We start from the raw sequence: 7345 nt of genomic DNA on the forward strand, positions 1-7345 counted from the left end.
GGAAACCTTCACGGCACAATACGAAAATTCTGGATCATGCCGGTTTCCTCATGTGCGAGGAAATGGCAATGGAAAACCGTCTTTCCGACAAGGTTTTCGTCAAACCGCATCCAGAGCCGAAGGCCACCCTTGGGCGGAATGATCAAGGTGTCGCGCCACATATTCGGATGGTCGATATGATGCATTTCCTTTATCCGGGCCGCGACCATGGCCCGTTGTGCTTCGGGTACAACCTTGTCGTTGACCTGCAGAGCGCCGAAAGACTCCTTGACCTGATAGGGGTTGACGTGAAGATGAAACGGATGTGTCGCGGCGGACGGATTGCTTATGATCCACTCTTCGGCGGTGCCGGCCTTGACGTCAAACCAGCTTTCGTCTGGCCGATAGGGGCGGTCGTTGATCCTGAATTGGGGAAAGGGGATCCAGCACCGGTCACTCGTCATGTCGAAAACGAGGTGCCGGGTGCGAACGATTTCATCGGGAGTAATCGCTTTGTCGGGAGCGATACCTGGAGTGAAGGTCATCTCCGAAATGGCGGCCTGCCCCGTAGCGGTTTCGTCCGTGACCCGGATCGTTGCAAGCATCTGGTTTTTGGGTCCGGTAGAGAAGAACTGGATTGTTTCGCAGTGGTCGCTCCAGATCTCGTAGATGCCGGGTTCCGGAAGCTGAACCAACAAGTCGTGACGTTCGCCGCCGCCGGTAACCATCAGGCGCCGTTCCACCGGCTTTTCGTAGGCGATGCCATCTGAGGCCACAATCCAGAACGGATGATTGACATCATCGGTCGGCGGAGGGCCACTTGCCGCATCCGACTGTTTCACGATCCGGAACGCACAGAGGTTTTCGATGGTCGCCGTCAAGTGCCGCAGCAGCACCACTTCATTGCGCTTGACTGTATATTCCGGCCTGTACCGGCCGGTTACCATGAATGTGTAATTGTCTTCCTCGTTCTGATTGACAAGGAACCGCGCGATTGTTGCAATTCCGGGGTTGCCATCCTTGGGTATGGTGTCCGGGTAGTAGTGCGGATCGTGTACGGCAAACGGGATTTCCGTTGTAATCCCGAAATTCTTGATTTCTTCGTCATACGTGCCGCGCACGAGGATCAATCCCGCCATTCCGCTCCAGGCTTGCACGGCAACCGAATTGTGCCGGTGCGGATGGTACCAGAATGTGCCGGTAGGATGATCATCCGCCAATGTGAAAGTGTATGTGTAGTCTTCTCCGGGCTTAATCGTGATGTAGTCGGCCGAAGGGTCAAGTGTGCCCTCCGGTTGAAAAAGATGCGGCGTAACCTGAAGGCCATGAACGTGAAGATTTGTAAAATCATAGTTCTTGGGGATGTTCACATGATCAATATAGATGCCGTCAAGGCTATTCTGATTGCATGTGTTCGTCATGGCGAATTCGACGGGTGCCAGTTCGCGTAATCCGGCTGATGCACCAGAGTTGCGATTGAGCAGATAGAGCCAGTCTTCGGGTTTCGGTTCCGGGGGGCCGATGTCCTCATATTCGCCTTCAGGCGTTAGTTGATTGACAATCTTGATAGAAAAGGTTTCCCCGGGCCGGAATTCCAAAACTGGACCGAGGAAGTTTTCGTCTACAACCCCGTCCTTCGCATAGGTCCTCGTTTTATACTTGAACGGACCCGAGTCCATGGTCTTGGAGAGCGGATTAAGCTTCCCGTCCGGGTCAACCCCGTATTCAAAATCAAGGTCGTAGGTCCAGTATTTTACCACAAGTGTGTAGTCTGGCGCCTTGTCCGTCTCGACCGCTTCTCCCTCCAGAGCGTCTGTGTTTGTCGTTGGTTGGTCAGAGGCAAGCTGTGCAAAGGCGCTCCGGCTTGCGATCAATCCCCCCGTTGTCGCCGCCGTTCCACGCAACAGGGCCCGCCTTGAGACGCGACCCATCAGGGCATCCCGCATGGAAGTGATCCATGGGTTGTTCCGCTCATTCATCGTGGTCTCCCTTGCTTCCACATTTGTCTGTCACGGGACGTGCTGAAGGTTTCGGGGCGCTGCTGGCGATCACGACCGGATCTGTGGCTTCATTGGGGCTGGAGAACTACCTTTTGTATTGTCTGCTTTAATGGTGACCGAGCTGCGCGCTGTTTTTGATGTCCTTTAGCTTACCCAATTGTAATATCGGGACAAGGTTAAATGCACGTAAGGGAAGATTTGGGTCCGTGTGGTGAACGAAGCAGCAACGCATGGCTTCAAGCGTGGAGTTATGCCTTGGCAGCGGGCTTGTGCTGAATGCCAGAGACTGTTTCCCGAAACACTCAGGAAACCGTTTTGTAAGGGATCACGCTGGGCATGCCGTTGATTTCGACCGGCAGCGTTTCGATGCCGTAGATCTCGCGCAACAACGGTCCTGCATAGACCTCGCGGGGAGCCGCATCTGCGCAAAGGCGTCCGTTCGACAAGACCAGAAGCCGGTCGCACCACTGCCCGGCCAATGTCAGGTCATGCAGGGAGACAAGTACGGCCTGTCCGCCCCGGGCGAGGGCGTGGAAGGTCTGCATCAGGCCGATCTGGTGGGCGGGGTCGAGGCCGTTGACCGGCTCGTCTGCCAGGATCGCTTGCGGTTGCTGAGCCAGCATGCGGGCAATCAGCACACGGGCCTGCTCGCCACCGGACAATGTGTCAAAGGCACGGTCGGCGAAACGCGCCACATCCATGCAGTCCATCGTCTCCAGGGCAATCTTGCGATCCGAGGCCGACGGGCCGGCAAGGCGGGACTGATGCGGCAGGCGTCCCAGCAGAACAACATCGCGGCAGGGCAGGGACCAATGGACTTCCCGCTCCTGTGGCATATAGGCAAGCCGCCGGGCCCGCTCGGCCCTGGGCACGGTTTTGATTGGGCCGCCATCCCACAGGATCTCCCCCGACGACGGCAGAAGTCCGGCCATGGCCCGCAAAAGCGTCGATTTGCCCGCGCCGTTCGGCCCGATCACGCCGATCAACTCGCCGCCGTTCGCGCGGAAAGATATGTCCTCAAGGACTGGTCTGGCGTTTCGCAAGACGCCGAGTGCCCGGCATTCAATCGACGTCATGCGGTGCGCCTTCTCAAGGACAACAGGAGCCAGAGGAAAAACGGCGCGCCCAGAATGGCTGTCACGACGCCGAGTTTCAGATCCCGGTCGGGCATCAGGACGCGCACCAGAATGTCCGCGCCCAGGAGAAATGCCGCGCCTCCCAAGGCGCTGGCAGGCAGGAGCCGCCCGGGCGAATGGCCGACGACTGGCCGAAGCAGATGCGGCACGATCAGGCCGACAAAGCCGATGGCTCCGGCGACGGCGGTTGCCGCGCCAACCCCGATTGCGGTACCGGCAATCGCGAGGTTTCTGGTCCGGGCTGTTGACACACCGAGGCTTTCGGCAACATCCGAGCCGAGGCTGAGCGCGTCAAGCGCCCGGCCGGTCAGCATGAGCAATAGTCCCCCGGCGAGCATGAAAGGCACGGCCAGCCAGACGTGAACCATACTGCGGTCGGCAAGGGACCCCAGCATCCAGAAGACGATTTCGACTGCTGCAAACGGATTGTCGGACAGATTGAGAGCCAGAGAGGTGAGGGCTCCGCTCAAGGCGGAGAGGGCGACGCCCGCCAGAATGATCGTCAATATGTCTGCCGACCGCCCGGTCAGGGCCTGAAGCAGTGTCACCGCTATCAAGGCTCCGGCGAGCGCCGACAGCGGCAGGGCATAAGGGTGCATCAGGCTGAAGCCGGTATAAATGGCAATCACCGCCCCGAGCGATGCGGTTGCCGAAATGCCAAGCAGCCCGGGTTCGGCAAGCGGGTTGCGCAAGAAACCTTGCAGGACTGCGCCGGACAGCCCGAGCGTTGCGCCGATAAACAGGCCCAACAGGGCTCGGGGCAGCCGGATCTCGGTCAAGATGACGGCCTCGGCAGCTCCAAGCCCGCTTGTCCTTCCAAGCAAAGCAAGAGGATCAATCCAGACTTTCCCCGTGCCGAGCGAGAGGAAAAACAAAAGGGCGGTGAGCAGCCCAAGTCCCGGCAACAGCAGGGCGGAACGCATGCGCGGTGTCATTCGCCATCCTTTTGGGCGTCAGTGCGTCGAGCGTCTGTCTCTTTGGCGCGCACTGATGCGGCGAGACTCGAAACGCCTTGAGCTGTCAGGGGGGTTCCGCAAATCCAGTAGCGGTTGTCGGCCAGAATCCGCCGGTCCTTTCCGATCCGGGCATCGAGTGCCGGGTGAAACAGGATTTCCGTTGCACGGGTCTTTGCGTTCGCATATCTGTCCCAGACAAGAAGATAGTCGGGCCGGGACAGGATCAGGGTTTCAAGGGCAAGCTGCGATACTCCCGAAAGACCGAGTTCCTCGCCGAGATGCCGGTAACCGGCCTTGCGGACGATTTCGTTTTCCAGCGTCCCTGCGCCGGTGGTGTAGCTGTTGCTGCCATAGGAGCCCAGCAAGGCCTGCGGCTGGCTGCCGGCTGCAGCATTTGTTGTCTCGATGTCCCTTTTGAGGGCTTTAATCAGCTGTTCGGCTTTCTGTTCGCGATGCAACATTGCACCCAGTTTGCGGGTATGGCCGGCAATGTCGTTGAAGCTGCGCACCGGTTCGAATTCCTCCACACGAACCCCGAGCCGGCGCAGCAAGTTCACGGTCGGGCGGCTGGTAAATGTCCCGGCCAGAACCAGATCTGGCTTGAGCCGGAATATTTCCTCGGCCGACCCGGAATGAACCGCCAAGCTGTCCGCCTCGCCGCTCATCAGGGAAAGGCTGGGGTCTGCAGCCAGTCTGGAGACCGCTCGCAGTTGATCCGGATCAGCCAGCAGCATGGCGAGTTGATCGGTGCACAGATTGATGGAGACCACCCGCTCAGGCCGCGCTTCGGTTTCTGCATTTGCATTGGGAACGACGAGGCCGAGGCAAAGCCCGGTAATCAAACCGGACAACAACGTCCGGAGACGGGGGGCCTTGATTTTCCGGCTTGCCCCCACTTGCAAGTTTTGGCGCAGAACAAGGGCAAAACCTGCAAGGGCTGCTGCTGTTTGGGGATTTGCCATGTGGTCTCCGGAAAAGGTCTCGAACGGGACGCGGCGGACGCGCCCCGTCAGGTAATCAGAATGTTGCCCTGAACCCGGCAAACGCGGTGAAGCCCTGGGTGTTGTAGCCGTAGACTTCCTCGTAGTCCTGATCGAGCAGATTCTCGACCCGGCCAAACAGCGTCAGCTGATCGCTCAGCTGGTAATCCGCCCCGGCATTGACGAGGATATAGTCGTCGAGGGTGACGCTCGTTGCAGGCCAAGTGGCGAAATCCTCGTCCCTCATCCGGCCGTTATAGACTGCGTCCATGAACAGCGTTCCCCGGTTGTCATGGAACCCATAGGTGAGGGTAAGCGATCCCGAATGCGGTGGGCGGCGAATCTCTTCACTGCCGTCCGGCTCAGTCGCGTCCAGATAGGTATAGGTCGCTGTGGCGTGCAGGTTTTGGAGCAGTTGAAGCCCGATTGACACCTCAACACCCTGCCGCTTGCTGGTGCCATCGAGGTTTTCCGGGGTGGATATCCAGTTCGCGTCGGAAACAACCGTGATTTCATCCCGAAGACGTTCGTTAAAATAGGTGACGTCTAGTACGGCCCGGTTCTGCCATAGTTTTTGTTCAACGCCGATATCCCACGCAAAGCTGTTCTCCGGTTTCAGATCCGGATTGCCTACGAAGGACTCCGGAACACTGCCAAACTGTTCGAAGAAGCTTGGGTTCGTGGAGCCGGTACCCATCGACGCGTGCAACTTGGTATCGGTTTGCGGGAACAAATAGGCGCCGCTCGTGCTGTAGGTCACAGTATCCTTGAACGCATCATTTTGATCGTACCGAAGCGCTCCGGTGACAAATGCCCTATCGGAAAATTCGCCACGATACTCAACAATGTTTCCGAGCAAGTCGCGCTTGTGACCGATTTTGGTCGTATACACAGTTTGGTAGGCGTTTTTAAAGGTTTCGCGTTCCCATTCCAGCGCCCCCGTCAGGCTGTGGGCGGATTGCAATAGATCCGGCAACTCGAATGCCAGTGTTCCCTGATAACTCGCGTGATATCGATTGCCGTCATAGCCTGACCGATAACCTTGGCCTTCACTCCTGCTATTCAGGTCTGAACCGGTTGATTTCAACTTTTGGGTGAATAATCCATCCATCAACACCCATGTCAGATCGGCGCCGCCAAAAAAGTCATTGGTCTGGGTATGGCTCCTTGTGTCGATTACAACGCCCCAGTCTTGATCATCCGTGTCGGCCCGGCGCTCGGTGTAGCGCAGCGAGGTGTCGAGAAACAGATTGTCGAGGATATCGACACGGCTCTTGCCATTGAGCGTCACATTGTGGCCGCCGTCTTTCTCCGAGCCGTAGTGGGAAATATTGAACCCTCTTGTGTGGCTGGCAGCCGCTGAAACGGCAACATCGAACCGGTCGCTGCCACCTTGTACGAGCACATTTCCAAGGATGCTCTCGTCGGTCCCCATCTCGGATTGCGCCGAGACCCGATAGCCGTTCCGGACGCCCCCCTTGGTGATGATGTGGATGACGCCCGACATGGCATTGGAGCCGTAAAGCGCGCTTTGCGGTCCGCGCAAGACTTCGATCCGCTCGATGTCGGCCGTCTGCAAGGCCCCGAAGTCATATCCGCCGTCACTGGTGCCCGCGACCTCAACACCGTCTATCAGGACAAGCACATGGTTGGCTTCCGATCCCCGCAGGCGGACCTGCGTCAAGCCGCCATTGTTGCCGGTCCGCGACACGCTGACGCCAGGGACCCGCCGCAAGGCATCCGCCACATAGCGGGTCTGGGTTTCTTCCAGATCGTCGCTGGTCAGGATCGTGTAGGCCCGTCCGACCTGCTGCGCTTCGACCGGATTGCGCCCGGCGGAAACAACGATCTGTTCCAGGACCACAGCGGTGTCCTCGTCCACCTGGTCCTGTGCACTGGCCGGAACGGTCCCGGCCAAACACAAGGGAAAACCCGCAACCAAAAGTGCCGGGGTGACCCGGCGCATATTCGATGTCTTCAAGACATGCCCCACCCGTTTCCCGGCCCGCATTCTGTTTGCCCTTGCGGAGACCGGTTGTCTGACAATCATGACCGGGTGGAGACGGCGATGCATGCGCAAGCCTGTCCGCGTGTTCCCGGTCACGGTTTGGGTGTCACCTCAACGGAAAGCCGCCCCTCGACACACCCCGTATCGCGGGTCGGGTGACCGACAGCTGGCAGGTCTCCTGGCTCGCGGGTCTCCGATTGTGTTCCCCTTCCCAACGGTCGTCCCCGGACGGCCGTCAGTGGTCATCAAACACAATCTCTCCGCTCACAGTTGCGGGGGCAGCCAC

General features: G+C 58.7%; 5 protein-coding genes and 1 riboswitch. All 5 genes read right to left on the bottom strand.

The genetic code is table 11. The features are described 5' to 3' along the window. Positions 1–8: 8 nt before the first annotated feature. The 5 genes from E1297_RS13550 to E1297_RS13570 all read right to left on the bottom strand — a co-directional run bounded on the left by E1297_RS13550 (position 9) and on the right by E1297_RS13570 (position 7032). A complete protein-coding gene (locus tag E1297_RS13550; protein ID WP_155138961.1) occupies positions 9–1958 on the bottom strand; it encodes a multicopper oxidase family protein in 1950 nt (649 codons plus the stop codon). A 323-nt stretch (positions 1959–2281) separates the two neighbouring features. Beyond that, positions 2282–3055 carry an ABC transporter ATP-binding protein gene (locus E1297_RS13555; RefSeq protein WP_155138963.1) on the bottom strand — a complete coding sequence of 258 codons (774 nt, stop codon included), beginning with the start codon at positions 3053–3055 and terminating at the stop codon, positions 2282–2284. Beyond that, entirely contained in the window at positions 3052–4050 is a 999-nt protein-coding gene (locus E1297_RS13560) for an iron ABC transporter permease (protein ID WP_155138967.1), read from the bottom strand. The genes E1297_RS13555 and E1297_RS13560 overlap by 4 nt, the downstream gene beginning before the upstream one ends. Beyond that, positions 4047–5033 (bottom strand): ABC transporter substrate-binding protein, encoded by a 987-nt coding sequence (locus tag E1297_RS13565; RefSeq protein WP_155138969.1) that lies wholly within the window; start codon positions 5031–5033, stop codon positions 4047–4049. The genes E1297_RS13560 and E1297_RS13565 overlap by 4 nt, the downstream gene beginning before the upstream one ends. Before the next feature lie 55 nt (positions 5034–5088). Next, positions 5089–7032: a TonB-dependent siderophore receptor gene (locus tag E1297_RS13570; RefSeq protein WP_196223307.1), complete on the bottom strand. Its 1944-nt coding sequence runs from the start codon at positions 7030–7032 to the stop codon at positions 5089–5091. Between the two features lie 177 nt (positions 7033–7209). After that, positions 7210–7345: riboswitch (cobalamin riboswitch) on the bottom strand. This riboswitch is flagged as partial in the annotation.

This window comes from Roseibium sp. RKSG952 (assembly GCF_009711355.1).

Coding starts and splice junctions, on each gene's coding strand:
- E1297_RS13550 (WP_155138961.1), bottom strand. CDS start 1,958: ATGAATGAGCGGAACAACCCATGGATCACTTCCATGCGGGATGCCCTG.
- E1297_RS13555 (WP_155138963.1), bottom strand. CDS start 3,055: ATGACGTCGATTGAATGCCGGGCACTCGGCGTCTTGCGAAACGCCAGA.
- E1297_RS13565 (WP_155138969.1), bottom strand. CDS start 5,033: ATGGCAAATCCCCAAACAGCAGCAGCCCTTGCAGGTTTTGCCCTTGTT.
- E1297_RS13560 (WP_155138967.1), bottom strand. CDS start 4,050: ATGACACCGCGCATGCGTTCCGCCCTGCTGTTGCCGGGACTTGGGCTG.